Annotated in this window: 20 protein-coding genes; 7 read left to right on the top strand and 13 right to left on the bottom strand. The window is 36.0% G+C overall.

Annotation, left to right across the window (positions count from 1 at the left end; translation table 11 throughout):
• The first annotated feature begins 210 nt into the window (after window positions 1-210).
• The 4 genes from EZ449_RS15035 to EZ449_RS15020 are packed head-to-tail and all read left to right on the top strand — an operon-like array spanning window position 211 to window position 7,059.
• Window positions 211-2,991, top strand: a complete 2,781-nt coding sequence (locus EZ449_RS15035; RefSeq protein ID WP_131560265.1) for a TonB-dependent receptor domain-containing protein — start codon at window positions 211-213, stop codon at window positions 2,989-2,991.
• A gap of 3 nt (window positions 2,992-2,994) precedes the next feature.
• Window positions 2,995-4,326 (top strand): DUF4876 domain-containing protein, encoded by a 1,332-nt coding sequence (locus tag EZ449_RS15030; protein WP_131560263.1) that lies wholly within the window; start codon window positions 2,995-2,997, stop codon window positions 4,324-4,326.
• A gap of 33 nt (window positions 4,327-4,359) precedes the next feature.
• Window positions 4,360-5,916, top strand: a complete 1,557-nt coding sequence (locus EZ449_RS15025) for a DUF6850 family outer membrane beta-barrel protein (protein WP_131560261.1) — start codon at window positions 4,360-4,362, stop codon at window positions 5,914-5,916.
• A gap of 3 nt (window positions 5,917-5,919) precedes the next feature.
• The gene (locus EZ449_RS15020) at window positions 5,920-7,059 is read left to right on the top strand and encodes a cytochrome-c peroxidase (protein WP_131560259.1); all 1,140 of its coding nucleotides are present in this window, start codon (window positions 5,920-5,922) and stop codon (window positions 7,057-7,059) included.
• Between the two features lie 303 nt (window positions 7,060-7,362).
• Here the strand turns inward: EZ449_RS15020 and murI are convergent, their stop codons facing one another.
• From murI to ubiE, 13 genes are all read right to left on the bottom strand, one after another.
• A complete protein-coding gene (gene murI, locus EZ449_RS15015; protein ID WP_131560257.1) occupies window positions 7,363-8,181 on the bottom strand; it encodes a glutamate racemase in 819 nt (272 codons plus the stop codon).
• A gap of 327 nt (window positions 8,182-8,508) precedes the next feature.
• Entirely contained in the window at window positions 8,509-9,087 is a 579-nt protein-coding gene (locus EZ449_RS15010) for an OmpH family outer membrane protein (protein ID WP_131560255.1), read from the bottom strand.
• A gap of 61 nt (window positions 9,088-9,148) precedes the next feature.
• Window positions 9,149-9,679, bottom strand: a complete 531-nt coding sequence (locus EZ449_RS15005; protein WP_131560253.1) for an OmpH family outer membrane protein — start codon at window positions 9,677-9,679, stop codon at window positions 9,149-9,151.
• Window positions 9,680-9,870: 191 nt separating this feature from the next.
• On the bottom strand, window positions 9,871-12,411 hold the full coding sequence (gene bamA, locus EZ449_RS15000) for an outer membrane protein assembly factor BamA (RefSeq protein WP_131560251.1): 2,541 nt from the start codon (window positions 12,409-12,411) through the stop codon (window positions 9,871-9,873).
• 152 nt (window positions 12,412-12,563) lie between these two features.
• The gene (locus EZ449_RS14995) at window positions 12,564-13,304 is read right to left on the bottom strand and encodes an isoprenyl transferase (protein WP_131560249.1); all 741 of its coding nucleotides are present in this window, start codon (window positions 13,302-13,304) and stop codon (window positions 12,564-12,566) included.
• A gap of 19 nt (window positions 13,305-13,323) precedes the next feature.
• Window positions 13,324-14,121 (bottom strand): type IX secretion system protein PorG, encoded by a 798-nt coding sequence (porG, locus tag EZ449_RS14990; protein WP_131560246.1) that lies wholly within the window; start codon window positions 14,119-14,121, stop codon window positions 13,324-13,326.
• Window positions 14,122-14,123: 2 nt separating this feature from the next.
• Complete coding sequence (locus EZ449_RS14985; RefSeq protein ID WP_131560243.1) at window positions 14,124-15,005, bottom strand: NAD kinase; 882 nt, start codon at window positions 15,003-15,005, stop codon at window positions 14,124-14,126.
• A gap of 7 nt (window positions 15,006-15,012) precedes the next feature.
• Window positions 15,013-15,675: a CBS domain-containing protein gene (locus EZ449_RS14980; protein WP_131560241.1), complete on the bottom strand. Its 663-nt coding sequence runs from the start codon at window positions 15,673-15,675 to the stop codon at window positions 15,013-15,015.
• Window positions 15,675-16,439 carry an alpha/beta fold hydrolase gene (locus EZ449_RS14975; protein WP_131560239.1) on the bottom strand — a complete coding sequence of 255 codons (765 nt, stop codon included), beginning with the start codon at window positions 16,437-16,439 and terminating at the stop codon, window positions 15,675-15,677. The genes EZ449_RS14980 and EZ449_RS14975 overlap by 1 nt, the downstream gene beginning before the upstream one ends.
• Before the next feature lie 203 nt (window positions 16,440-16,642).
• Window positions 16,643-17,089, bottom strand: a complete 447-nt coding sequence (locus EZ449_RS14970) for a GatB/YqeY domain-containing protein (protein ID WP_131560237.1) — start codon at window positions 17,087-17,089, stop codon at window positions 16,643-16,645.
• Window positions 17,090-17,162: 73 nt separating this feature from the next.
• The gene (locus EZ449_RS14965; RefSeq protein WP_131560235.1) at window positions 17,163-17,921 is read right to left on the bottom strand and encodes an SDR family NAD(P)-dependent oxidoreductase; all 759 of its coding nucleotides are present in this window, start codon (window positions 17,919-17,921) and stop codon (window positions 17,163-17,165) included.
• A 93-nt stretch (window positions 17,922-18,014) separates the two neighbouring features.
• Window positions 18,015-18,812 carry a type IX secretion/gliding motility protein PorT/SprT gene (gene porT, locus EZ449_RS14960; RefSeq protein ID WP_131560233.1) on the bottom strand — a complete coding sequence of 266 codons (798 nt, stop codon included), beginning with the start codon at window positions 18,810-18,812 and terminating at the stop codon, window positions 18,015-18,017.
• Window positions 18,809-19,540: a bifunctional demethylmenaquinone methyltransferase/2-methoxy-6-polyprenyl-1,4-benzoquinol methylase UbiE gene (ubiE, locus tag EZ449_RS14955; protein WP_205943013.1), complete on the bottom strand. Its 732-nt coding sequence runs from the start codon at window positions 19,538-19,540 to the stop codon at window positions 18,809-18,811. Before ubiE ends, porT begins: the two co-directional genes overlap by 4 nt.
• 168 nt (window positions 19,541-19,708) lie before the next feature.
• On the opposite strand from ubiE, the gene yihA reads away from it, so the two are divergent.
• The 3 genes from yihA to EZ449_RS14940 all read left to right on the top strand — a co-directional run bounded on the left by yihA (window position 19,709) and on the right by EZ449_RS14940 (window position 23,062).
• The gene (gene yihA, locus EZ449_RS14950; RefSeq protein ID WP_131560231.1) at window positions 19,709-20,332 is read left to right on the top strand and encodes a ribosome biogenesis GTP-binding protein YihA/YsxC; all 624 of its coding nucleotides are present in this window, start codon (window positions 19,709-19,711) and stop codon (window positions 20,330-20,332) included.
• Between the two features lie 63 nt (window positions 20,333-20,395).
• Window positions 20,396-21,253: a UbiA-like polyprenyltransferase gene (locus EZ449_RS14945; RefSeq protein WP_131560229.1), complete on the top strand. Its 858-nt coding sequence runs from the start codon at window positions 20,396-20,398 to the stop codon at window positions 21,251-21,253.
• A 102-nt stretch (window positions 21,254-21,355) separates the two neighbouring features.
• Window positions 21,356-23,062, top strand: coding sequence for a M3 family oligoendopeptidase (locus tag EZ449_RS14940; RefSeq protein WP_131560227.1), 1,707 nt, complete (start codon window positions 21,356-21,358; stop codon window positions 23,060-23,062).
• The last annotated feature ends 275 nt before the right edge of the window (window positions 23,063-23,337 follow it).

Genomic DNA, 23,337 nt, shown 5'->3' with positions numbered 1-23,337 from the left:
TGTGTGGGTTTGAAGCCGCAAAGTTATCCTTTTAAACCATCACTACCTAAACAAATGTATTTTCTTTTGTCACGATGAGGTTAATTTGAAACAAAAGACAGTATGTAAACGTAGTGCTACAAATGTTAAATTATTTGGAATTAGTCTAAATAGTTTTGTTAATGAGTGTTAATTTAACATCTTTGCGGAATAATTAAGAATTAATCTAAATTGAAGAAACCTTACATTTTATTATTTCTCGTTTTCATTTGCTTCGTCGGGATGGCGCAGGCACAAAACGTGGTCACTGGAAAAGTGATCGACCCACAAAACAAACCATTGGAGCTGGTCAATATTAAAATTATTGAGACCAATCAATATGCCATTACTAATAAAGAAGGTGTTTTCCTAGTAAATGGTTCAAAGGTGAACAACATTTTAACACTAGAATTTTCATATATCGGCTTCCAAAAATTAAGAGTTCCCGTAACTGTTAAAGCTGGGGAAACTAATGTAGGCAACGTTAAGCTGAATGTGCTCGACTTAAGTTTGGAAAATATCGAGATCAATGCCAAAAGGAATTACACAGGGCAAACCAATTCATCGTTAATTATTACTAGGGATTTAATTGAGCAAACTCCTGCATTAAGTGTAAACGATTTATTAAATCAAATTCCCAATCGAAAGATTCAACCACCATCTCTGCAAAACGTACAAAATATTAATTTAAGAGCAGCCTATAAACCGAGTACGAATGGAAAAGGAAGTTTCGAATTAAATAATGCATTCGGTATTGCAATAATTATGGATGGAAATACTTTGAGCAACAATGCAAATATGCAAAGTTTCAATCCTGGTAGAGCTGGTGGTGTAGGTGCTTCTTTCGTTACTAGTGGATCATTCGGCATTCGAGGAACAGGCGACGATAAAAATAACTACACGGGAGATTATACTTTCGGAGGAACAGATTTAAGACAAATCCCTGCTGATAATATTGAAAGTATTGAAGTCATTGCCGGTGTAGCACCTGCCAAGTACGGAGATTTAACTGATGGCGCTATTGTTATTGAGCGCCAAGCAGGTAAATCTCCTGCGTATGTTCGCATGCAACTGCGTGATAATGCCACATCATATGGCTTTTCCAAAGGTTTTGAAATAAGCCCAAAATATGGATCAGTTAATGTTGGGGTTAATTATGTGAATTCATTTCAAGATAATCGCGATAAACTAAAAGCATATAGGCGTATTAACGGAAATGCGATGTGGACAAATTCATTGGGTAAAACTAAACAGCTAAAAAATACTTTTAGTTTAGATTACGGCAGAAACCTAGATGGTATTAAATTCGATCCAGATGATGAAAAAAGCACAAGGACTAAGTTTGACAGCTGGAATTTTAGTGTAGCAAATAGAACTAATTATCGTTTTAGCAGCGGTTTCTTAAAAAACATAGGTTTAAATTTAAGATATGCTGAAGGCCATCAAGTTAGCTATCAAGAAGAATTGGTAAATGATGCTTATGTATTATATTCTACGGCAACGACTACAGGAATACACGAGGGCTATTATGATTCTGGTGTCTATACTGCCAAGTCACTCATAGATGGTCGTCCTATTACAGCATCAGCTAATCTTGATTTTACTGGAGGTTTCTCGACTGGCAACTTGGTACATAATTTATCTTTTGGAACAAGCTTTAGCTATAGTGCAAACAAGGGTTTAGGACAAACTATTGATCCTAATGAGCCGAGGGGAACCACAAGAGTTGCAAGTACATCATTGGGAACGAAAAGCTCAGAACGCTATTATGATTTTCGCCTGGCACTTGGCCAAAAAGATCTTGGATTTTATGCAGAAGATCTTTTTACAACTACAGTATTGGGTAAACCATTAAATGTTCGTGCAGGTATAAGAACTGATATTCAGAATGGATACGCATCACTATCTCCAAGAACGAACATTAACTATGAGGTAAATAAAAATTTGAGGTTTGGTGTTGCTTATGGTTTATCATATAAATCGCCAGGTTTAGCGCAACGTTATCCAGGACCAACATTCTTTGAAATCCCTTTGTTGAATGCCTATAATGGCAAAGTTAATGAAAGTACTTATTTAGTTTACGTAGAAAGATACGAACCAACCAACACAGGTTTGAGGCCATCAAAAAGTGAAAGCATCGAACTCTCAGCGCAGATTAAGATTAGCAAGTTTAATCTCTCATTAACTGCCTTTAACAAAAAATCAAGAGACGGTATATCTACAGTTCAAAATCTACAAAGTATATTTCTGCCAACTTATACAGCAGCACTTAATGCTGGTGCCAAACCAACTATCACCCAAACAGGTGTAAAAGCTTACGCAATAAACTATTTTAGTTTCAAAAATGATCTATCTTCAGATAACCAAGGTTTCGAGGCGATTTTGAATACGCCAGAAATTAAAGAAATTAAAACATCATTCAATTTAAGTGGTGGATTTTTTAAAACAGCGAGTAAATCAATTTCGAATACACTAAGCAGTAAAATCCCAACAACTCTTCCAAACGATCCAAATTATGCTTTTATTGGGGTGTATGAGCCAAACAATACCAAAGCTTACTTCAGTAATGGTAGGGTTACGAGTTTAACCCATATTCCAAAATTGAGTTTAGTTGTTTCATTTATTGCAGAGTTCCAACTTGTAGATAAAATTGTTAATACAGAAAGCTCAAACATTCCTATTGGCTATTTTACTAGAGATAATCAATATATAGTAATTACAAATTTCGACCGCAATAATACTTCTTACGGCCATCTGTATCTCTCTCCTGAAGAACAAGCGGAATCTAATCTTCCACGTATTGTTGCGAATTACCACATGAGTATAGCTAAGGAAATTAAAAAACGTTTCAAATTTGCCTTTAACGTTTATAATGTATTTAATCACAGCCCCTATTATACTACACAAATCGGCACTTACAAGTATCCAAATACCAGCCCAACATTTGGTGCTGAATTATCCATCAAACTATAGGTTATGAAAAAATTAATATTCGTATTAGCTGTAATTGCATTGTTATTTAATGCCTGCAAAAAATATCAGGGAGATGTACCAGAAATTCATCCAGTGCAGTTTAAAGTTATCACTTCTTATGCATCGGCTGATTTAGCAAAAGTTTTACCAATTGCCAAAGTGAAACTTACATTTAAGAACAATAAGAATAATAAGGAAAATTATTACTTCACTAAAACTGATGGTACATTTTCATTAGATTCCATTTCTCCCGGAAGCTATGATATTTCTGCATCAATCGAAATTTCAGCGACTGAGTACAGTACGCTAACAGGAGAAATTGTAGATAAAAATGTTATTTTTAATGCTTCAGAAAAAGCCAGAACGATCACCATTAAAAACGATCAGAGCATCAATCTAAAACTTATTTCTGGCCCAACGGGTCCATGGGCCATTAAGCAAATCTATTTTGCCGGGTCCAATACAACAACTGGTGCATCTTTTAGAGATCAATTTATTGAGATATACAACAATTCTGACTCCGTATTATATGCAGATAGTCTATACATAGGAGAAGCATTAGGCATCCAGAATTTTACAGCTACCAATATTTACAGACAAACCAATAGTCAATACGATTGGAGCAAGGCGCAAGGCATGCCTACAAATATTGATGCAAACAACGATTATGTTTATGCCAGGGCGCTGTTGATGATTCCAGGAACAGGAAAGCAATACCCGGTTAAGCCCGGAACGAGTATTATATTAGCACAAACCGCCGTTAACCACAAAGCACCTTTTACTGGTTCTGATGGAAAAACTATTTCTGCAAGAGACCCCTCTCTAACAATTGATTTAAGTGGTGCAGACTTCGAAGCCTATTACGCACCATTTCTTGCTAAACCTTTAGCTTCCGATGTGGACAATCCTTTGGTATCAAATGTAGAAGTTTTATCATACAATGGAACAGATTTGATTTTAGAAACAAGCGGTAGAATGGGGTATGTAATATTTAAGAATACAGGTTCAACTCCTATTAAAGATCTACCAAAATATCCTTATCCAACAATTGCCGCACCCAGTGCAAATGCCGATAAATTTTATCAAATTCCGCGTTCTCTTATAATAGATGCCGTGGAGACTCAAACAAATGTGGCAACATCTAGAGTACCTAAAAAGCTTGTTGCAAACTTGGATGCCCTATATACTTATGTACCAAATGGGATATATTCATCACAATCGGTGATTAGAAAAACAGAAAGTACAGTAAATGGAAGGATAATTTTAAAAGACACAAATAACTCAGCAGAGGATTTTGACTACCTAACACTTGCCAATCCTAGGGGATTTAAATAATTATCTCATTTCAAAATACCGAACAAAATAAAAATGAAGAATATCGTTCTATATATGTTTTTAGTTTTTTTTACAACATTTACTGCATCAGCACAAGTTGACGATGCTGTGGATGTAGCAACAAAAAACAAACAATTTTCTGCAGATTCAACAAAATTCAGTGCATATGAATTTGCAAAATCAAGTCCCTTTTTTATCAAAAAATTAATGCCATTAAAATTTAACAGCTTAAAAATTGGCCAAGTTTTCGAAAAAGGACACTTGATGAAAGCTCAGGATGCAACACAACTTAATAATACAGCATTAAGTACCGAGGGCGTTTCGCAATTAAAATCTATAACATTGTGGGGTTTGTTTTCTTACAATAGATCTGTCGAAGATAGCACATCATTTTCGCACCAAACTAGAAACAATTTAGCAAACCCATATTATTTTGGTTCAGTTAAAAATTTAAATTATCAAAGAACAGTTTATAACTTGAGTGCGCTTGCTAGCAAAAACTTACTTGGCAATAACTTACCAATTGGCTTAGGTGCTGATTACAGAATAGGTAATCATTATTCTACAAATGACCCTCGTGGAGAAATAAGTGATTATCAATTAAATCTTGTTGGCTCAATTGGATATAATATTACTAAAGAGCTAGCAATTGGAGCAGCTTACAGATATGGATATGGTTTAGAAAAAGTAAATGTTGCATATAAAAACAGTAGTCTTTCTCAAGGCAGAGTAATTCCTGAGTATACCAATTATTTAATAAATGGCTATGGTGAAGGTGAAGAATATAATGAGCGAAGAACATTTCAAAACAACCAAAAAAGAGATGGCTTTGATGGTTACATAACGTTCGATAATGATAATGTAGGGAGCTTTAATTTTACTTTTCAAACTTCTAAAGAAAAACAAAAATTTAATTACAGATATGATGGTGGCATTATAAATTATAACAGTTTCAACTTAGTAAATCAGAACTATCGCCTTTTTTGGCTAAAAAGAATTGCTGCCAATTCGTTATCTGTAGATTTAAAATATACAACCAATGATGGAGATAACTACTTAGATGCTTATTTAGCTAACAGTTACTTATATAGAAATAATACAATCGCTGCTAGAGGTCGCTACACAATATCAAAAAAACAATTTACACACTACTTTGGCTTTGGATTAAGTAAATATGAAGAACGTAAACAAGATGGTATCGCAGGCAATGACATTCGTTTTAATCAATTAAACTATTCGCTTAGTTATGGTTTAAGTCATCAGAATAAAAACAATCATATTTGGGGTATTAACGCAACAGCCCTATATAATCAATACCTAGATTCTGACTTTAATGTTCTTTTAGTAAATGAAGGAGTATTTACTCGAAATGTAATATACTATGACTATGCCTACAATACCACATCTAAATTCGGAGGTAATTTAACGGCCGATTATAGTATACCAATGTTTAAACAAATACAGGCAGGAATTAAGATTGGCGTTGGCTATTGGAGAAGAGATAATTTAAAAGACTTTGGTAGAGTGTTAACATCTGCTCCTGGAAAAGATCGTTTTTCTTCCAATATCAGCCTAAATCTGTATTTTTAGCCCATGAATAAAGTTTTTCTTACGCTTGCCTTAATCCTCACTGCGCTAATTATATTTTCTTTTCAATCTGCCGATTTTAATGATGAAGATGATTTGAGTATAGATAGTTTGCGCAAGGTTTATTCAAAAACAACCGACCAGTGGCCCAAACCAAACGTAGATAAGGGCGCTGTTTTTCAAGAGCTTGGAGAGCTTCCACCCTCTCCTGTAGACCTTAAAAATGATTCGGTTAAAAAGGTTGTGGAGTTGGGCAAAATCCTCTTCTTCGATCCACGCTTATCTGGGTCGAACCAAATTTCGTGTTCAAGTTGCCACGCTCCAGATCTACATTGGACAGATGGCCGCCAGGTTTCCGTTGGTCATGATCATTTAACGAATATTCGAAATGCACCATCTTTAGAAAACGTTTGGTTTTACAAACGCTTGTTTTGGGATGGCAGAGCGGCAAGTTTGGAAGAACAGGCAGAAAGCCCTGTAGCGGCACATAATGAAATGCATCAAGACATGAAAGCCCTGGCTAAAAAGCTGAGTAAAATAAAAGGTTATCAACCTTATTTTTCTGATGCATTTGGATCAAAAACCATCAGCAACAAAAGAATCTTTGAAAGTTTGGCAACCTTTCAACGCAGCATTGTAAGCAGACGTACACCTTTTGACCGTTTCTTGGCAAGAGATAAAAAAGCCTTAACAGATCAGCAAATACTGGGTTTACATTTATTCCGTACTAAGGCTCGTTGCATCAACTGCCACAATGGCCCACTATTTACAGATAATGAATTCCATAATGATGGCTTAACATACTTTAAGCGTAAATACGAAGACCTTGGCTTATATAACGTTACCAAGAAACCAGAGGATGTTGGGAAATTTAAAACGCCAAGTTTAAGAAATGTAATGAAAACAGCACCTTGGTTTCATAATGGATTGTTTCCAGATATGGATGGTGTAATGAATATGTACAATATTGGCATGCCTGTTCAACGCGTTAGGGCAGAACAAGAGAATGATCCATTACTTCCTAAAAATGATAAATTATTAAAAGGTTTAAAATTGAGCATAGCAGAAAAAGATGCTGTTGTTGCTTTCTTAGATGCATTATCTTCTCCTACGATTCTGACTCGAGTAGAAAAACTTCCAAAGTAAGGTTTGCATTGCTGAGCAGGAAGAATTTAAGCCCTAACTAAGAACCGTAGTCATCCTACCATTGATGTTTTCCGTCATTGCGAGAATATTCTCCGATTTCATTCCCTATGTTTCGGGATGGCAATCTCCACCTTGCGCTTTCTAATATACTAGTAGCAATGAGTTTGCCACGAAACTATGAAGAATAGTTTCTCGCAATGACGACCACGCTAGACCTCACTAAGTGCATGCCTATCTGTAAATGAAGCGTAGTCTAAGGCATGATGATTGCATTTAATGGCCTATATTATGCTTGCATAACTTCTACATCTTGTTACTTTTCAGCTCAGCTCCAAAAAAGATAGAAGCGTGTTCATCAAAAGCTGAGGGATCTCCACTAGTGTAGAAAGATTTCTCTCCTTGTTTACCCAATTTTTCCTCGATCTCGGGATGTCTTCCCAAATAATCGACTAAACTACTGGCCACAATTTCTCCTTGCGCTAAAATGTTAATGTGCGCTGGAAATACTTGCTTAAGTTTTGGCATTAACAATGGGTAATGGGTGCAGGCCAATAAGACACAATCAATCTCCCCAGATTGATCCATTAATTGTTTACAATATTCATTAATAAAAAAATCTGCTCCCAATTGCAGATGTTCATTGTTTTCGATTAGTGGAACCCACATTGGGCAACTTTGCTGATAAACCTTAATGTCTGGAAAAAACTTATTAATCTCTAAAAGATAAGATTGTGAGTTTACCGTTCCACGAGTACCCATTACGCCAACCTTTTTAGTTTTTGTGTAGCCATCAATAACTTCAGCTGTTGGCCTAATTACGCCCAAAACCCTCCTATCAGGATATTTTGCAGGCAAATCTATTTGTTGGATGGTTCTTAAGGCTTTTGCTGAGGCTGTATTGCAGGCCAGAATAACTAAGTGGCATCCCTTGGCAAAAAGCCATTCCACACATTCCAAGGTATATTTATAAATGGTTTCGAAAGAATGATCTCCATAAGGTGAACGGGCATTATCGCCTAGATAGATATAATTGTAGTTTGGCAATTGATCTGCAATAGAGCGAAAAACAGTCAAGCCGCCGTAACCAGAATCGAAAATACCAATGGGTGATGTCTGTTGCATTAAAATAGTTTATCTTTTTATAAGGTTAAAATTGCCCTACCGAATAATGATTTGTAAAGCAAGGTTCGGTACATTTTGGTAACGCAAGCCCTGCCATTCGCTTTACTCATGCCGAAGAAAAATCGGCACTCATGCTCGCTACTGTCAGGTTTATTGCAATCAGGTTAACCTAAATATTTAACACCAAACAAATCGCTATCACAAGGTATATCTTACTCCTAATATAAAATCTTTAAAACAAAAAAGCGGAACTAAGTTAAACTTAATTCCGCTATATTTTTTTTAACTAGCAAGGAAACTCACGCCTCCAAACTAAAAATTCCAAACTTATTTCTTAGGCGCTGGTGCTTTTGCTGCAGTTGCAGTAATTCCTAACTTAGTTTTAACTGCTCCGGTGATATCATCGCCACCTTCCCAGAAAACTAGGTTATTACCACCTTGTCCGTTTGCGATATCGAAAACGTAAGCTAAACCTTTTTCCTTAGCTACAGCAGAAATTGCAGTTGCAACCTTAGCTTGAATAGGTTGGAATAATTCACCTTGTTTTGTACCAACGTCTTGAGATGCTTTTGTACGAGCATCAGTAATGCGTTTTTCTAAATCTTGTAATTCTTGACCAGCAACTTGTAATTCTTTACCAACTGCTTCTTTATTAGCTTCACTTAATGTTTTCTCCTTAGCTTGGGCTGCTGCCAATTTAGTTTGATATTCTTTTATCATCCCATCAATACTAGCTTGTAAGGTTTTACCTAAAGTTTCTAATGTGGTTTGGGCCGCTTTAGCTTCAGGAAGATTTGCAAAAACCTCTTCCGAATTAATGTGACCTAATTTCTGTTGCGCACTTGCCATATTCGCTGTAAACAATAAACCTGCTGCTACAAAGAATACGTTAATTAACTTTCTCATCGTTCTATTTTACTTTTTTATTTTTTTTATTTGTTTTTCCTAAAATCAAGGGGCGAATATACTAATTATTCGCAGTTCCTGGTTTATATCCCAGTTTCACAATGATATCATTACTAACATCATAACTGCTACTGGCATAGATCATCATGGTTGCTTCGCTACTCTTATCAAAAATGAAATCTAAATATTTTGCTTTTGCTATTTGTTTAATCGCCTCTGCCACCTTATCCTGAATAGGTTTAATTAATTTAACCCTACTTTGAAAAAGATCTCCATCTGGACCAAACTTTAAGCGTTGAAATTCTTTTGCTTGTTTTTCTTTTTCGATAATCTCATTCTCACGGCGTTTACGCATATCATCGGTTAATAAAACCTGATCTGCCTGATACGCTTTGTACATCCTGTCGATTTCTGAGAAATTTTGATCTACTTGTTGTTGCCATTGTTTAGAAGCCACTTCCAACTGGCTTAATGCCGATTTATATTCTGGTAAATGTTTCAAAATATACTCAGTATCTACATAGGCAAATTTTTGGGCAAAAGCTCCAAATGAAGTGCAAAGTAGAAATGCGATAAAAAGAATTTTTTTCATCAGTTATTTATTGTTTTTTAAATGTGATGAAGCTATCATGATTTTATGCTATCCTCATTTGATTAGCAAATCTTGATGGTTTCATTGGTTGTGTGTGTGTGTTAATGATATAGTTAATAACCCTAAGCTTTCTTTAAACTAATTACGCAATGATTTATTGCATAATTAGTTAATTTTTTATTCTTTATCAATTAAAATCCACCTAATTGTTGTGCGATACTAAAGTGGAACTGACCTTTGTTCGAATCTGGCAAACCTGGGATGGCATCAAATCCATAACCGTAATCGATTCCTAACAAACCGAAGATTGGTAAAAAGATCCTTGCACCAACACCAACTGATCTTCTAATGTTAAATGGATTAAAGTCGCTAAACTTATTCCAAGTGTTACCACCCTCAGCAAACGCTAAAACAAATGCTGTAGCTTGCTGACTTGCAATAACCGGATAACGAGCCTCTAACACATATTTTGTGTAAATCGGGCTACCAGATTGTTGCGCTACAGTAGGATCAGATCCTACTGGAATAACCGTATTGTTTGCATAACCACGCATCGCGATTAACTCTGATCCTTGTAAGAAATCGAAACCTTGCATACCATCACCGCCCAATTTGAAACGCTCGAATGCCGATTGACCAACTGCTTTATTATATTGACCTAAGAAACCAAATTGTGCTTGTGCCTTAATGACTAAGTTCCCAGCAACACGTTGGTACCACTGCGAATCAAATTTCCATTTGTGGTATTCTGTGAAACGGTATTTATCCTTATCTGATGCCGTTGCATAATTCACTTTGTTAAACAACGAATATGGCGGCGTCGCTTGGATTGTAAAACGTAGATATGAACCCGATTTAGGGAAGATTGGTGAATCTCTCGAATCGCGGCTAATTTCTTGTGATAAGTTTAAGTTATAAGATGTACCAGTACTAAATAAATAACCAGCGTAGTTATTTAAGATATACTGTTGTAAGTTAACAGCGTGACTTAATTGGAAATAGTTATCTGGCCAGTTTAATCTTCTACCCAAGCTCACGGTCACCCCATTTAAACGAATCTTTTGAAAACCCGCATCGCCATTACTTAAACCGTTAGATTGTAATGAAGTGAAAGCACTTACACCAAAACTTACTGGTTTCTCGCCACCAAACCAAGGTTGAGAGAATGAGAAACTATAAGATTGATAATATTTACCGTTCGTTTGTCCACGTAAGCTTAATTTCTGACCATCTCCTTTTGGAAGTGGTTTGTAAGCTTTTAAATTAAACAGGTTACGTAAAGAGAAGTTATTAAAGGTTAAACCTAATGTACCGATGATACGGCCACCACCAAAACCACCAGAAAGTTCAATCTGATCAGAAGGTTTCTCTTCCACAGCGTACTCAATATCTACTGTTCCATCAGCTGGATTCGGACGAGGAGTTGGTACTGTCTTAGATTCATCAAAGTTACCCAATTGGCCAATCTCACGAATGGTACGAATTAAATCACTCTTGTTAAATTTTTGTCCCGGTTTAGTACGAATCTCACGCAACACCACCTTATCATTTGTAATGGTATTTCCTTTTAGGGTAATTCTGTTATTTGTAAACTGAGGACCTTCGCCAATGCGTAACTCCACATCAACGGTATCGCCACGAATGGTTTTAACAGGGTCAATGTTAAAAGTTAAATATCCATTATCGGTATATAAACTATTGATGTCTCCACCGTTTTCGCCACCACCGTTAAGTTTCTTGTTTAGTTTTTCCTCACTATAAATCTGTCCTCTTTCGATGGTTAAAACCTTGTTTAGGATACTATCTGGATAGATTGCATTTCCTGCCCAAGTAACACTACCTACATAATATTTTTTACCTTCGTAAAGATCGATTCTGATGTTAACCTTTTTCTTATTGTATTGGTAAATCGTATCCTTTAAAATAGAGGCATCTAAATAACCTTTATCTTGCATCTTGGCAATCATTTTTACCTTGTTCTCTTCGTATTTATCTTTTACGAATTTTCCAGAACCATAAAAACGCCACCAAGTAAATTGTTTTGGACTCTTCAGGTATTTTCTAAGCTTCGCTGATTTAAATTCTGTGTTACCCGTAAAATCAATGTGTTGTACTTTAACCCTAGCACCCTTGTCGATGTAAGTTTCTAATACTACGCTATTTTCGGCGTTTTCATCCTTACGTGTTTTATAATCAATCTTGGTAAAGAAATATCCCTTTTCCAACATATATTTTTTAATGATGGCAGAGGTGGTATTGTATAAGTTATCATTTACAATTTTACCAGTCTTATCATTTAGCTTTTCCTGAATGGCAGTTCTTTGAGATTTGCTGATGCCTTTTAAATCAATGGAGGTTAAACGAGGACGTTCAACTACTTCAATTTCAAAATAAACCGAATCCTGAACAAATTTTTCGATATTAATTTTAACGTCATCAAACAATCCTTGCGCCCAAAGCGTTTTAATTGCATCAGAAGTTGCTTCACCAGGAAGAACCACTTTATCACCTTTGGTTAATTTGGATAGTGTAATTAAAACGTCCTTATCTAGATATTGGGTTCCTGTAACGGTAGTACCACCAATGATGTATTCTTTAGGACTAAAATAATCGAGATCTAAGCCTCCAACCTTTAAAGATGGGGTTGCCGGTGCCTGGCCTTGTGGACGAACTTGAGCAAAGGCCGGAGCTGCTAAAACTAGTAGGATTAAAACTTGAAATATTCTTTTCATTAAAATAATTTGTTCAGTAATGGCCACGAAGGTAACAATGTTTTTTTAAGCAAAATTGCTTGTATGTTGTTTCCCTTACTATGGTTTCATTTATCGTATAAAAGTGGCGCTAAGTTAGTTTAAACGCTTGTTAAAAAGTGTTAAAAGAAAAATTAGTTTAATTGCTCGCTAATTTTACCAAAACGGCGTTCGCGTTTTTGATAGTCAACAATTGCCTCGAAAAGATCTTCACGTCTGAAATCTGGCCACAAAACATCAGTAAAATAAAACTCGGTATAAGCCATTTGCCAAAGCAAATAATTGCTGATACGGTGTTCTCCACTTGTTCTGATCATTAATTCCGGATCGGGAATATTTACGGTTGTTAACTTAGATGAAAATAGGCTTTCATCAATATCATCGATTGATATGGTATTATCTTTAACTGCAGATGCGATTTTTTTTGCTGCCTCTATAATTTCCCATTTCGCACTATAACTTAAGGCAAGCGTTAAAGTACACTTCTCATTGTGGGCGGTTTTTTCCATCGCCTCTTTTAAATCGTTAATACATTCCTGCGGTAACGATTCTATATTGCCAATGGCATTAAGCTTAATATTATTTTTATTTAGCGTTTCGGTTTCGTTATTGATGGTAGAAATTAGGATCTGCATCAAAGCATCTACCTCCTCTTTTGGCCTATTCCAGTTCTCTGTAGAAAAAGCATAGAGCGTTAAATACTCAATACCCACTTCTACACAGCCTTCTACAATATCTTTTACAGAAAGTACACCTTGCTCATGCCCGAAAACACGCACTTTACCTTGGCCCTTTGCCCATCTTCCATTCCCATCCATAATTACGGCAATGTGCCTCGGTAGGCGGCTATAGTCTATTTGTTCTTTAAATCCCATTAATTATATCAAAATCAGCTTAAAAGGAATAGCATTTTGAGGATACAAAGGTAAAAGATATGCCAACACTAACAAATAGATAAGTGTCCCTTTTTCTAAAATCTCCTCTTTGTGTACCAAGATAACCGGTTTGGTTAAGGGATGGATCGGATAAATTAAGCTGATTTTGCCCATTTCCTACCACAACTTGGTTTAGCGGATATCGACCACTTACATCATCAATATAATCTGTCATTGGTGTTCTATAGCCAACTTCGCTAAAAATGCTCCAAGTATCTTTGTAATTATACCTTAAGCCAACGCCATAAGGAATGGTAAGTGCCACATTATTATATCCGTTTTCTTGTCCTTCGGTTGCTAACCTATCTAAGCGATAAGTTTTATCATCAAATTTAACAGTAGGTTTAAATACTACAAAACCGGCACCCGTAAAAAGATATGGTGTAAGCTGCCTTGTTCCTCCACCTAAATTGAAATTAAAAAAGTTGAAATCTATTAAAGCACTTAATTCGTTTAGTGATGTTTTAAAACTTAAATTTCTTTCCCTAAACTGCGCATTGCTCGAGTTAGAATCTTTAGCCTGAATTTGGCCATAAGTGTAATTTACACGAACACCTAGGTATTGATTGAAGTTACGTTTTGCATAAGCGCCACCAGAAAAGCCACTAATTTCCAAAGGGTTATTTTGATTCAAATCTCCCAAATAACCTGCCCCACCAGCCATTAATCCAAGTTCCCAATTGCCCTCTTGAGCACGAGAAACCTGTCCACTGAAAATAAAAAAGGGGATGATGATTAAGAGTTTATTTAGCGTCATACTTAGTAGTTACGGGTATCGATGCCCCATAATAATTTATTCCTTAACGTGTTTAAGTATGTTTCATTGTTAAGACGAATAAGATTTATACAAAAGTCGGCTTTTTTTATGGATATTTTTACTGATCGTTCTACGGTGACGGTTCTACTATCGCAAGAAACCAAGAATTTAGATTCACGAGCTTCTACCTCAAAGGAAAGTTTATTATCATCGGGTAATACAACAGGCCTTACATTTAAGTTATGTGGCGCAATCGGGGTAACTACAAAGTTTTCAGAATCGGGATAAATAATTGGTCCACCGCAGCTTAAAGAGTATGCTGTAGAACCTGTTGGGGTTGCAATAATTAATCCATCGGCCCAATAAGAATTGATAAATTCATCATTCATGGAGGCATGAATAATCATCATTGCCGAGTTATCACGACGATGAATGGTGATATCGTTCAGCGCAAAATTCTCCTCCCCAAAAAGTCCATTATCAGATTCTAAAGTTAAAAGCGAGCGAGTATCTAATGTATAATCACCATGGATTAAGGCTGTTAATGCTGCAGTAATTTCATTTTTATTAATGCTTGCCAAAAATCCCAATCGCCCGAAGTTGATCCCGATTACTGGAATATTCGAATTGCGAATTAGCGACAAAGTATCCAACAAGGTTCCATCTCCGCCCAAACTTAAAAGTACATCTGCATGATCTCTTAATTCGGTATGGTTATGAAAAATGACGGTATTGGAAGGCAATTTTATTTTGCCGTGAAGAGAAGTTTTAAACTTGGAATATAATACTAGTTGAATTTGATGTTTAGCTAAATGATCGAAAACCTCCTGAACATAAGGCAAAACCGTATCATTAAAATCTCTTCCGTAAATTGCAATCCTCATAATAGGTTTATACATTTAAATAGTTCATAAACGAATCGTATCGTTCTTGTGAACCATCATCAATTTGAGTGTTGTTATAAACTTCTTTTACCAGGTAATCGTACCTTTCAAAAGAGGCTACCAACGAAGTGATTTCTGTTTTATTTACTTTCAACGTAATTTCCATGCGTGTAGAATCGTTGAAAGAATTGACATAAGAAGAAAGGATTTGAGCATTATCTGCCTCTACAATTTGCGAAATATGTGCTAATGAATTATCGCGGTTGCTAATCTCCAGAACGATAATTCCACCTGGCTCATTTACGGCATATTGTTCCGCAACCGCATCGACCAATTCATTGATAGAGATTAAACCAATGTAATTTTTTTGCTGATCTAAAACCGGAACTGCAGTAAGTTTAAGCTGACTCATTAAACGAATCACATCATAAGTATGTGCGTTGCTCAAGGTAAAAACATTCAGCAAATGAACGGCAGCATCACCTAATAAGGTATCATGATCGGGAATGTTTAATAAATCATCTTCAGAAACCAAGCCCAAGAAAGTACTTTCGGTAACCACAGGTATATGCTTAAGCTTAAAATCGTTTAAGCGATCTAAAGCTTTCTGCACCGTGTCATCGATTTTCAATGATGGAATGTCGTTCGATATGATTTCTTCAGCAAACATTATTTAAGTAAAATTCTATCTAAAAATTTCTCCAAGTATTCATTAAATACTTCTGGGTGTTCCATCATAGGTGCATGGCCACATTTTTCAACCCAATTCAATTCCGAATTAGGTAATAATTGATGAAACTCCTCAGCCACTTCTGGTGGCGTAACTTTATCATTTCTGCCCCAAATTAAAGAAACTGGAATGGTTATTTTCGATAATTCTTTTGACATGTTGTGTCGAATAGCAGATTTAGCCATGGTTAAAATCCTAATTACTCTCGATCTATCGTTAACGGTTTTAAACACATCATCAACCAATTCTTTTGTTGCAGTAGCAGGATCGTAGAACGTGAACTCTACTTTCTCCTTTATGTAATCGTAACTTTCTCTACGAGGAAACGAACCTCCAAAAGCATTTTCGTACAATCCAGAACTTCCGGTAAGCACTAAAGCTTTTACAAATTCCTGATGTGCAACGGTAAATACCAAACCTACATGTCCACCCAAAGAATTTCCAACTAAAACAACCTGATTTAATGCCTTAAACTTTAAAAAACGATGAAGATATCTTGATAAGGCTTTAACACCTAAAGTTAAAATAGGCAAATCGTAAATAGGTAAAATTGGAATTATAACATGGTAACGATCTTTAAATTGCTCTATAACCTTTTCCCAATTGCTCAATTCGCCCATTAGGCCATGTAGCAATACCAGCTTTTCGCCTTGTCCAGCTTCTATATATTTAAATCCGTCTTCTTCTATTATCTGGTATGTCATATTATTCTAGATGGTATGGTGCACTAAGTTAGTAGAGTAAAATTAATTTTTTGCATTTCTATGCCATTTTTCTGAAATAAAACCGAAAACAGTAAAAAACCTTTGTTAAAGTATCAAGATGTAAGATCAAGTGCCAATACAAGCAGAATAAGGCTGATGTTGCAGAACCCTACACCTCTTAACCCTCCACATTTTACCTTTATTTAAGCGAGTTTTTCTTTTACAATTTCTGCAATTAATTTGCCATCTGCCTTACCAGCAAGTTCCTTATTGGCCATACCCATCACCTTTCCCATATCCTTAACCGATGTTGCGCCAGATTGTTTGATTACATTCTCGATTATTGCCGCAGCCTCATCCCTACCCAATTGTTGAGGCAAGAATTTGTTAATTACCGCAATTTCCTCTTCCTCTACCTGAAACAAATCCTCACGGTTTTGTTGCTTGTAAATATCCGCAGATTCGCGACGTTGTTTAATTAGTTTTTGAAGAATTTTTAGCTCCGTTTCCTCAGTAATTTCTTCCGAAGAACCTTTCTCCGTCTTAGCCAAAAGTAAAGCCGCTTTTATCGCTCTTAAACCCCTTAACTGCGCACTATCTTTAGCCAACATGGCTTGTTTAATTTCTTGATCTATTGTAGATGATATCATTGATGGTTAATTCTTTTAACTGGTTAATTGTTTAATTGTTGACTGAAAACTGTCAACTGAAAACTGAAACGTTTTATCCTCTATTTATAATTGTAGCCGTCGCTTGTACGGTTGGCATAATCAGCATGTCGTTAATATTTACATGTTTTGGCCTGCTCACTGCGTACCAAATGGCATCAGCAATATCATCGGCAATTAACGGCTCTAGGTTTTCGTAAACCTTTTTTGCCCGGTCTTCATCGCCCTTAAAACGAACTACTGAAAATTCCGTTTCTACCATTCCAGGATTAATTTCCGTCACCTTAATTCCGTGAGGTAAAAAATCGATTCTCATCGCCTTACTCAATGCATCAACAGCGTGTTTACTGGCGCAATATACATTTCCGTTGGGATAAACCTCTTTACCAGCAATAGATCCAATATTGATAATGTGTCCAGAATGATTTGGTATCATCCAGTTAGAAACGATCTTTGTTACGTAAAGCAAACCTTTAACGTTGGTATCAATCATTGTATCCCAATCATTCGTATCGCCTTTATCTAGTGGGTCCAAACCCTGACTCAATCCTGCATTGTTAATTAGAATATCAACCTTTTTCCATTCCTCAGGCAAAACTTCCAGCGTAGCTGATAAATTTTCTTTGTCACGAACATCAGCAATAACCTGATTAATGGTAATCGCATATTTATCTTCCAAGTGGTGTGCAATTTTAGCCAATCGATCTTCGCGACGAGCCAACAAAATCAAATTATAACCTTGCTGTGCAAATGTATGTGCGCAAGCTTCGCCAATACCAGAAGTTGCGCCCGTAATTAATGCAATTTTAGACATATTTATGAATTTTAAGTCTCGATAAATCATGCAACGCATCAGGCTGATGATTTACCTATGCGGGCAAAGGTAAGTTTTTTTGAATTTGTACGGCTATTGAAAAATTAAACTGAACGTTAATTGACGCAATTTCAACTTATCGATCGGGTTTGCAAATGCTGTATCATCGTGTTGTAGTAAATCGTTTGTAGAATATGCAACTTTAATTTCTGGAGACATTTTGAAGTACTCGAAATACAGATCGAAACCAATTCCGGTTTCATAAGAAAGGTAACTCCGCTGATTTTTTAGCAGTTTATTTATCGGCGTTTCGCCCTCATCGAAAAACTTTTTCTTAGAGGCTATATCAATTGAATATTTAGCGCCACCCAACCAATAAGCCCTAAAATTATTTAATCGGTTCGATTTTACTTTTATCCCCAAGGGAAATTCGAACATCGTTGCCTGAACTTTTTTATCGATTATAGTTTGAAAGTTTTTTGTTTGCCCATTGCCAACATTTAGCGGATCCGTAGGTACATACTCGTAAGTAACCACCCTGTCGCTAAAAATTAAAGATGGTGTAGCACGAACATCGAAGTTTTCGGCCAATCTCCTATTCATTACAAAGCCTAAACCAAATCCTTGAGATGGCGGACTTGAAATTGAATTTAACTCAGGTGTAACAGGTAAGCCAGAATTTGGATCGTAAGAAACGCCTAATGAATTTGGAACCTCGTAGAATGGAGATCTCCAATTATCCTTTTTCAAGATTTTGTATTCTGCAGAAATGTATTGAAAATTAAAGCCAAAACTCCAATCCTCATCATCAATTCCTCCACCCCAATTTTGGGCAAAGAGCTGTGTGGTTGTTAAGAAAAGAATGAGGATGAGGCTTAATTTTTTTATCATTTAGTACCGACGTATATAGAACTTATTCCAAACGTTAAAATTTTCTGTTTGGTACTTTTGAAACCCACTTTTTCCATTAAGGTTGTAAAATCCGTTCCATCAGGAAATGCAGCAACCGATTCTGGCAAATAAGTATAAGCTCTGGCATCTTTAGAAAATAGTTTTCCGAAGAAAGGCGTTACCTGTTTAAAGTAAAAACTGTAAAGCTGCTTAACCGGGAAAACTTTTGGCTTAGAGAACTCCAATACAACCATTTTTCCATTTGGTTTTAAAACCCGAAGCATGTCTGCCAATCCCTTTTCAAGATTTTCGAAATTACGGACACCGTAGGCGCAAGTAATGGCATCGAAAGTATTATCCTCAAAATGCAAGCCCTCCGAATCGCCAACCTGAACTGTAAAAACTTCGTTTAAGCTGCGTTCGTTAATTTTCTTTTTCGCTACATCGAGCATTCCCTCAGAGATATCTACACCAATCACTTTTTCTGGGTGAAGTTTTTTAATCGCTTCAAAAGCGAAATCGCCAGTTCCGGTAGCAACATCCAGCAAATTTCGCGGCTGAATGGAAACCAATTCCTTTATCGCTTTCTTACGCCATATAACATCTATCCCTAGAGATAGAAAATGATTTAAAAAATCGTAAGTACCCGAAATGTTATTGAACATGGTTGCAACCTGCTCTTTTTTGGTCGCATCTTCTACTTGATAAGGAGTGATATTCTGATTCATGATATAGGCAAAGATAGAGAAAAAGTCCGGAGTCTTTAGTCGGGAGTTCAGAGTCTGGGATGCTAAAAACAAGGTAAAAATATAAAATTTACATTTCCACGAGATTATTCAATTTGGACTCAAGACTTCGGTCTTCGGACTTCCGACTCAAAACCTTACCTTTGCCCCATGGTTATCAAAACGGCAACATTTGTTTGCAGCAACACCCAAATTTCGGCTTTACCGGCACCAACTATGCCCGAATATGCTTTTATTGGCCGATCTAATGTGGGCAAATCTTCTTTAATAAACATGTTGGTTAATCAACATGGCTTGGCAAAAACATCTCAAAGACCAGGTAAAACGCAATTAATAAATCACTTCTTAATTAATGAGAAGTGGTACATTGTCGATTTACCAGGTTATGGTTATGCGAAAGTTTCTAAAACAAGCAGAGAAAAATGGGAGAAATTTATTCGTGCCTACATCACTAAAAGAGAAAGCCTACAATGCATTTTCGTTTTACTTGATAGTCGTTTAGATCCGCAACAAATTGATATTGAATTTTGTTATTGGTTAGGGGAAAAAGGAATTCCATTTTCGCTCATATTTACCAAAGCCGATAAACAAGGAATGACCACAACACAAAAAAATGTTGCCGCTTTTAAGAAAAAGTTGGGTGATTTTTTTGAGGAAATTCCTGCAACTTTCATTTCATCAGCAGAAAAAGGAACCGGAAAAGATGAAGTTCTGGATTTTATTTTTGAAGTGAACAAGGATTTTGTAGTCCCGATAGATTATAAAAAGTTTTAAGCAGTCTGATTTTTCGGTTCGCAAGCCGAAAATCTCATCTATAGAATATTCGTATATCAATAAATGAAAAAATACTTTTCACTCGTATTATTCGCACACTCGGTTTTTGCATTACCGTTTGCAATGATCGGTTTCTTTTTAGGCGTAACCCCAACCAATAATCCTTTTGAATGGCATAAACTGATATTGGTTTTGCTGTGCATGGTGTTCGCACGCAATTCGGCGATGGCTTTTAACAGATATTTGGATAGAGATATCGATGCGAAAAACCCACGCACCAAAATGCGAGATATTCCCGCTGGTAAGGTTTCTGCAAACGAGGCCTTGATTTTTGTAATTATAAATTGCATTCTATTTGCCGTTGCAACCTACTTTATTAATCCACTGTGCTTCTATTTATCGCCAGTTGCTTTATTTGTAGTATTATTTTACAGTTATACCAAAAGGTTTACGGCACTTTGCCACTTGGTTTTGGGTTTGGGTTTATCCCTAGCTCCTATTGGCGCCTATATTGCCGTAACTGGTCATTTTGCTTTAGTGCCCGTTTTATATTCACTAACGGTACTATTTTGGGTGAGTGGCTTTGATATTATTTACGCTTTACAAGATGAAGATTTTGATCGTGATGAAAAATTGCATTCTATTCCATCGGCACTTGGCATAAAAAATGCGTTAAATGTTTCAGTTTTACTGCATATTTTGTCGGCAACCTGCGTTATTCTTCCTGTGTTTTTCACCCAATTTAGCTGGGTTTATTATGTAGGGATCGTATTTTTCTGCTCGATGCTGATTTACCAACACTTACTTGTAAAACCAAACGACATCAGTAAAGTAAATAGAGCATTTCAAACTTTAAACGGTTACGCATCGGTTGTATTTGCCATTTGCTTTTTGATTGATGCATACATAAGATCGAAATAATTCAATGAGTGAGTTTTGAATGATTGAATTAGAGAATGTTGCCTTTCTAAAAATCATGCTGAAATCAATCACTCATTCAAAATTCAATAATTTAATAGATTTATGATTATTAGCAAAAAACCTAGAACATATATTCCTCAAGATTTAGCGATTTCTTGGGATGGCTTAGCGCCACTTTTTACAGAATTGCAAAATCGCGAAATTAATAGCGGTATTGAATTAGAAATATGGTTAAAAGATCGTTCTGAACTAGAAGCTGCGCTTGAAGAAGATTTTGCTTGGCGATATATTAAAATGAGCTGCGATACAGCAAACGAGGAATTGGTTAAAAATTTCCAATATTTTGCAGAAGAGATCGAACCTAGAATCTCTCCATTAGCTAACGATTTAAACAAAAAATTTGTTGAGAGTCCTTTTATGGATGATTTAGACAAGGAAAAATATTTTGTTTACAGCAGAGCGATAAAGAAAGCACTAGAGATTTATCGTGATGAAAATATCGAATTGTTTACCCAATTACAGGTAAAGCAACAAAAATATCAAGGCATCACGGGCGCAATGAGTGTGGAGATTAATGGTCAGGAATACACACTTGAACAAGCCTCTATATTTATTAAGGATTTGAACCGTGAGGTTAGGGAAAATGCTTGGAAAACGATTCAACAACGTCGTTTAATTGATAAAGATGATTTGAATATTCTATTTGATGAATTAATCAAACTGCGTAATCAAGTTGCCTTAAATGCAGGTTTCGAAAACTACCGCGACTATATGTTTCAGGCTTTAGGTCGTTTTGATTACACGCCACAAGATTGCTATGATTTTGCCAATGCCATTGAAAAGGAAATTGTTCCAATCTTGAAAGAACAGGCAGAAAAACGTCGCGAGGCTTTGGGTTTAGAAACGCTAAAACCTTGGGATTTAGAAGTGAGCGTAAGTGGAAAGCCAGCATTAAAGCCTTTTAATAATGGAACTGAATTAATCGATAAAAGTATTGCTTGTTTTAATGCCATTGATGAAAAGTTGGGCGATAAATTGGCTATGATGAAAGCCAATAATCTCTTCGATGTAGAAAGCAGAAAAGGTAAGGCGCCAGGTGGTTACAACTATCCTTTGGCTGAAACCGGAGCGCCATTTATTTTTATGAATTCGGCTAACTCACTTCGTGATTTAACCACAATGGTACATGAGGGCGGTCATGCAATACACACTTTCTTAACGGCAAATTTAGAATTGAACGATTTTAAACATTGTCCGTCGGAAGTTGCTGAACTGGCATCGATGAGTATGGAATTGATTTCTATGGATAATTGGCATGTTTATTTCGATAATGCAGAAGATTTAAATCGTGCCAAAAAAGAGCAATTGGCCGATGTTTTGAAAACCTTGCCTTGGGTTGCCGTAATCGATCAGTTTCAACATTGGATTTACACCAATCCGGAGCATACAGCCGCCGATCGTGAGGAAACCTTTAAACAGATTTACAATCGTTTTGGAGCTGGCTTTGCAGATTGGACAGATTTAGACCATGAATTTGGAAACGTTTGGCAAAAGCAATTACACTTATTCGAGGTTCCTTTTTACTACATTGAATATGCCATTGCACAATTAGGTGCCATTGCAGTTTGGAAAAATTACAAGGAAAACTCAGAAAAAGCTTTGGAGCAATATTTAGCAGCACTTTCTTTAGGTTACACCAAACCGATGAATGAGATTTACGAAACCGCAGGAATCAAATTCGATTTCAGTGCAGAATATGTTAAAGAATTGGCAGCTTTTGTAAAAGAAGAGCTGGATAAATTAGGATAGGTTTAGGTTCAATTCTATAAATATAAACTTGTTTTAAGTAAAGGGAAAGTCGCAGCATAATGCTGGGATTTTTTTTTGTTTTTTTCTCATTGGGAATTAAGATTTTCTAAAAAAAACCTACGGGAGAAAAAAATTGAGAAATATAAATCTAGAATATATCTCCCATAGATAAAATCCAGTTTAATAGCATTTCAATTATTTAAGTTTTTAAGAATACTAATTGTAAAATTTTGTTAATTAAGTTAAACATTGTTAAAATGCTCATCTTGATAAAC

Source organism: Pedobacter frigidisoli (assembly GCF_004331675.1).
Taxonomy (GTDB): Bacteria; Bacteroidota; Bacteroidia; order Sphingobacteriales; family Sphingobacteriaceae; genus Pedobacter; species Pedobacter frigidisoli.
This window is presented reverse-complemented; position numbering and strand designations above follow the sequence as displayed.

What these genes read in the sequence shown, in the direction of transcription:
- porG (WP_131560246.1), bottom strand. Translation starts at nt 14,121, where the DNA reads ATGACGCTAAATAAACTCTTAATCATCATCCCCTTTTTTATTTTCAGT.
- EZ449_RS15025 (WP_131560261.1), top strand. Translation starts at nt 4,360, where the DNA reads ATGAAGAATATCGTTCTATATATGTTTTTAGTTTTTTTTACAACATTT.
- EZ449_RS15010 (WP_131560255.1), bottom strand. Translation starts at nt 9,087, where the DNA reads ATGAGAAAGTTAATTAACGTATTCTTTGTAGCAGCAGGTTTATTGTTT.
- EZ449_RS14995 (WP_131560249.1), bottom strand. Translation starts at nt 13,304, where the DNA reads ATGGGATTTAAAGAACAAATAGACTATAGCCGCCTACCGAGGCACATT.
- bamA (WP_131560251.1), bottom strand. Translation starts at nt 12,411, where the DNA reads ATGAAAAGAATATTTCAAGTTTTAATCCTACTAGTTTTAGCAGCTCCG.
- ubiE (WP_205943013.1), bottom strand. Translation starts at nt 19,540, where the DNA reads ATGAATCAGAATATCACTCCTTATCAAGTAGAAGATGCGACCAAAAAA.
- EZ449_RS14940 (WP_131560227.1), top strand. Translation starts at nt 21,356, where the DNA reads ATGATTATTAGCAAAAAACCTAGAACATATATTCCTCAAGATTTAGCG.
- EZ449_RS14945 (WP_131560229.1), top strand. Translation starts at nt 20,396, where the DNA reads ATGAAAAAATACTTTTCACTCGTATTATTCGCACACTCGGTTTTTGCA.
- yihA (WP_131560231.1), top strand. Translation starts at nt 19,709, where the DNA reads ATGGTTATCAAAACGGCAACATTTGTTTGCAGCAACACCCAAATTTCG.
- EZ449_RS14985 (WP_131560243.1), bottom strand. Translation starts at nt 15,005, where the DNA reads ATGAGGATTGCAATTTACGGAAGAGATTTTAATGATACGGTTTTGCCT.
- EZ449_RS14965 (WP_131560235.1), bottom strand. Translation starts at nt 17,921, where the DNA reads ATGTCTAAAATTGCATTAATTACGGGCGCAACTTCTGGTATTGGCGAA.
- porT (WP_131560233.1), bottom strand. Translation starts at nt 18,812, where the DNA reads ATGATAAAAAAATTAAGCCTCATCCTCATTCTTTTCTTAACAACCACA.
- murI (WP_131560257.1), bottom strand. Translation starts at nt 8,181, where the DNA reads ATGCAACAGACATCACCCATTGGTATTTTCGATTCTGGTTACGGCGGC.
- EZ449_RS15030 (WP_131560263.1), top strand. Translation starts at nt 2,995, where the DNA reads ATGAAAAAATTAATATTCGTATTAGCTGTAATTGCATTGTTATTTAAT.
- EZ449_RS15020 (WP_131560259.1), top strand. Translation starts at nt 5,920, where the DNA reads ATGAATAAAGTTTTTCTTACGCTTGCCTTAATCCTCACTGCGCTAATT.
- EZ449_RS15005 (WP_131560253.1), bottom strand. Translation starts at nt 9,679, where the DNA reads ATGAAAAAAATTCTTTTTATCGCATTTCTACTTTGCACTTCATTTGGA.
- EZ449_RS14970 (WP_131560237.1), bottom strand. Translation starts at nt 17,089, where the DNA reads ATGATATCATCTACAATAGATCAAGAAATTAAACAAGCCATGTTGGCT.
- EZ449_RS14980 (WP_131560241.1), bottom strand. Translation starts at nt 15,675, where the DNA reads ATGTTTGCTGAAGAAATCATATCGAACGACATTCCATCATTGAAAATC.
- EZ449_RS14975 (WP_131560239.1), bottom strand. Translation starts at nt 16,439, where the DNA reads ATGACATACCAGATAATAGAAGAAGACGGATTTAAATATATAGAAGCT.